General features: G+C 33.0%; 2 protein-coding genes. Both read right to left on the bottom strand.

Translation table 11 applies throughout. The annotated features are described in order from the left end of the window. Positions 1-223: 223 nt before the first annotated feature. Complete coding sequence (locus RHOW815_RS07095; RefSeq protein WP_215217621.1) at positions 224-2368, bottom strand: hypothetical protein; 2145 nt, start codon at positions 2366-2368, stop codon at positions 224-226. A gap of 8 nt (positions 2369-2376) precedes the next feature. Further along, a complete protein-coding gene (locus RHOW815_RS07090) occupies positions 2377-3978 on the bottom strand; it encodes a peptide ABC transporter substrate-binding protein (RefSeq protein WP_215217620.1) in 1602 nt (533 codons plus the stop codon). Positions 3979-4224: the final 246 nt, after the last annotated feature.

The raw sequence follows: 4224 nt of genomic DNA, 5'->3' as shown, positions 1-4224 counted from the left end.
TGTTTGAGCGATATAGCTGGAAATGCTTTTGTTAAGATTAGGAATCTATAAATGAAAGCTTTAAAATAAGGGGTTATGCAAGAAATCTATTATCTACAAACATGCTATGCTCGGGTGCACAATAGATGTTTTTTCAAGTATTTATATGTTCTTTTTTGTGCACTTCGAGGTTGAAAGGGCCCTATTTCCATGCAAGTCAAATTTAGCTTAAACTAAAAAATCTTTAGTTTAGATTTAATTTTTCTTGGGAAAGTAACCAGCTAAGATCTTGTTGTAGAAATTCATCAAAATTAGAACAGAGCTTTTGATAAGAGGTTTGATCATTTCTGCGGTAAATATAACCGATGCAATGAGTATCGTAGATGCTTACTTGAGTATGACATAGATCGGAAGGAGGAATGCAGAGTTTATTGACGAGGTGCCCTATTTTTTCTTTAATAACTGTAAAGGGGGAAGCAACCATAATTAAAAAGAATTCATCTTTAGTTTGAGTTTTATAAAAAATAGGGGTGTGGGTATAGTCTGCGTTAATTGCTTTAAGCATCATGTTAAAAAGCATCTTTAGTATAGAAGGCATAATTAAGGTTTGGCTTAAAGGAGGAGTAAGTGAATAGAAGAAATTTTCTAGTAAAAAATTTTCATGGGAAGAGAGCTCTTTAAAAGAGCTACAAAGCTCGTGGAAAACCTCTTGTTGTTTAGAAAGAATACCTCCATTGAAGTCGCGAATGCCCCCTTTGAAAATACGATTGAGTTCAGAAGAAAGAAATTGACGGGCTTTAAACAGATCAATAGAAAACCTACGCAGGAATGGAGTTTTACTAAGAGCTACATAGAAGATATTTGCTTCCTTTTGATATTTCTTTCTAACTAATCCCGCAGATTTAACCTCTAACCGCTCAATTTTAAGGGAGGTGTTCGCTTTGCTGAATAACTGGATAATATCTGGGGAAGAATCATTAAGAACTCTTAGCAAAATAACGGTAAATATGAGCTGATGTTTTGTTTGGGTATTAAAAGAGATAGTGACCTGAGGTAGATCATTAATATATTTTAGTTGGCGGCTGAGCAATACAATGCTTCGTATGATTTCTTCTTCATTACGAGGCATTAAAACAGGATGAATTATACTTTCTATATTTTCTTTTAATTCTCGATTTAAACTTTTACGTAACTCTTTAATTTCATCCATCCTAAATGGAGTGTTGTCTCTTTTCTCAATTTCTAGATAGAAAAGACGAATAGGATCATGGGTTCTACGATCAAGAACAAAAGAATTTTCTACTTTGGAAACATTAGGTAAACAATGGCGAATAGCTTCTAATATGTGACGCTCTTCAAATAGCTCGCTTTCTTTTAATACATTAATACCACCAATAATACCTAGTACAGGCTTATGCTCTTGAGTAGAGTTAGAGAAGAGATAAGCGCGGAAAATTTTTAAAATTAAGTGTCTTTTTTCAGGGTTTTTAGCAAGTTGATAGAGTAAATTTTTCCTAAATAAATACTGAAAGGAAACTAAACGAATGAGATGCCGGATTTCTCTTGCCGCGGTAAATCGGCTGCCAAATAAAAAAGAATAATATCTAATCTCTTCAAAGATATCTCGATCAAAAATTTTTGCTTTCTGTCTTAAAGAAGGATTAAATTTAGGTTGTATACGAGAAATCTTTTTTTCAGCGTTAAGTTGCAAAAACAAACTATGCATCAAATTAAACATACTGCTATCGAGCTCTTTAGTAGAGCGATTCAAAGAAGAGGCGATATTCTCTTTAATCATAAAACGTTTTTGTTCAGCGGATAGGTTTTTAATTGAAATCACTCGACGAGCATATCTCACTGCTAAAATATTCAGATAAATCTCTTTTTGAAGGCTAGATATATTGCTTTTTAAAAGCATCAGATCATTGCTGTCTAATATATCTATGTAAATTTGATGAAAATAAAAGGATTGCTTAGGAGAGCAATGAAAAGCAATATTTGCTCCACAAGAGCAAGAGATGTTTAAAAGCTTTCCAGGGATTAACCATTGACTTAAAATATCGCAAAAATATCTTCCTATACCTGTGGTAAATTCAGAAGCACAGATTAGACTCATTTTAATGGAGCAAGGAGCTTTATAAGGATCATCCCATGAGATAAGAGGTTGTTTTTTCCTAAGTTCTAAAACCATAGAACGCATTTTTTCTTGAGAGGGATTTGTTAGAAAATCTTTCATAAATTCATCGGGTAAAACCTTTTCCAAAGATTTACTAATAAATTTTGAAAAGAGATCAAGGTTTTCTATATCTTTTTCGTCAGCAGCGATTACAATTTTTATATAATCACTCAAATTGCAAGGTTTTTTCATAGAATCAGAATCTGGATACATAAGCATATTCATTTCTTTCTACTTTTTTTATCTTTAGAAGGTATCGGCAGTAATAATCGATCTCCCCACAACGGTATATTCAAGCGTGGATTTACAATGTAAACAAAGTCCATATGATATAGAGGGATGAGAGGCATTTCTTTTAAGAAAAGCTCCTCTGCTTGTTCTAGAGTGCGAAAGCGTGTTTTGCCTTGCTCATAAAAAGAACGATCGAGTAGTTGAATGTATTCTGCATTTTCCCAATTTGTAAAATTTTTCGCATAGGTTCTATATTTGAATCTCTCAAGAATACTCATGGGATCGTGATACATCGCGCTCCAAAGAGTATAACACATGAAATAATCTCCACTTGTTAGCCTATCCACAACAATTCTATAGTCCAAAGATTCTATTTTAATAAAGATGCCTAAAGCATCTAACCACTGCTGTTGGATGGTTTGCATGACTTTGCTTGTTGTAGAAGAGAGAGATTGATAATATAAGGTAACCCCATCAAAGGCATCTTTAGTAATGCCTAGTTCTTCCATTGCTTCTTCTAGTAAGATCTTAGCTTGGCTTACATCATTGTCTTTAAAAAAAGAACGGTTGCGATTTTGTTTTAAAAAAGGAGGAATCATATTTGTTGCAATGGAACTTGCTTGATAGACGATATTATCTACTAGTTCTTGACGATTAAGGCTTAAGCTAAAAGCTCTACGGATTTTAGAATGGTGAAAAGGAGCTTTATCAGTATTGAAAGCAATGATCATAGTAGTAGGAGTTGATTCTCTAGAAATTTTCCATTTTTTCTCTAGATCGGGAATGGCTTCTAAAGGAATAGAGGTTAGAGAATCTCCAATGATGTCCACTAAACCCTTTTCAAACATTTGTAAAGTGGTTGCTTCATTTTCAACGATGTGGAAGATAATTTTTTCTGAATGCACATCTTCTGTTTTTCTATAATGAGGATTAGAGGTAGCAATAATTTCATCCCCATATTCCCATTTTTCTAATACAAAAGGACCATTGCATATAAAGTTAGGGCCTGCAGAGTGAGCCCAATTAGGATTTTCTCTATCATTTTTGATATTGACAGGCGAAAAAACACAAAAAGAAAGCAAATTAATCAAATAAGGGGTAGGCTTTTCTAAAGTAATCACAAGGGTTTTTGTATCTACTGCTTTAATTCCTACTTCATCAAGAGAAATAAGTCCTTTTTTTGCTAAATCTGCGTTTTTTATCGGATAAAATAATTGGGCATTCATGGAGGGAAAATTAGGATTTAAAATATCTTTCCAAGACTGCTCAAAATCATAGGCCGTAACGGGAGTGTTATTAGACCAAACCGTATCTCTTAAGTGAAAAGTATAGATGAGATAATCCTCTGATACTTCGTACGATTCGGCTTGAGCTAGTTTAAAGCATTGGTCTGGATAGAGTTTTACAAGTCCTTCAAAAAATAGAGAATGCATTTGCGAGGAATACCAATCTCCTCCTTTACGAGGATCCATTGTTTTTGGCTCTGCTTTCATATGTAAATGAAGTTTTTGAGTTTGTCGCTCTAGATTTTGACGTTTAATGAAAAAAAAAGTAGAAACAATAAGAAATAGAAAAAATATCATCTTTTTCATAGGAGATATCCTTAGATTGACGTATCAAAAAAAGGGCGAGCATAATCTTTTATAAGATTATTTGTAAATCATAAAGATGTAATTTAATTTTAACTAAGGATGGTTTCAAAATGGGAAAGTTAATTTTATTTTCTTAAGTTTTTTTAAACAGTCTTTTCAAGTTTGAAGTGCACAGAAGAATTAAAAAAAGAATAGGCAGGCGATGAAAGAATCTCTATTGTGATTTTTAACAATCAAACACAAGGA

The sequence above is a fragment of the Candidatus Rhabdochlamydia sp. W815 genome (genome assembly GCF_018642185.1).
Classification (GTDB): domain Bacteria; phylum Chlamydiota; class Chlamydiia; order Chlamydiales; family Rhabdochlamydiaceae; genus Rhabdochlamydia; species Rhabdochlamydia oedothoracis.
Note: the sequence above shows the minus strand (reverse complement) of the source record. Positions and strands in the feature narration are given on the sequence as shown.

Coding starts and splice junctions, on each gene's coding strand:
- RHOW815_RS07095 (WP_215217621.1), bottom strand. CDS start 2,368: ATGTATCCAGATTCTGATTCTATGAAAAAACCTTGCAATTTGAGTGAT.
- RHOW815_RS07090 (WP_215217620.1), bottom strand. CDS start 3,978: ATGAAAAAGATGATATTTTTTCTATTTCTTATTGTTTCTACTTTTTTT.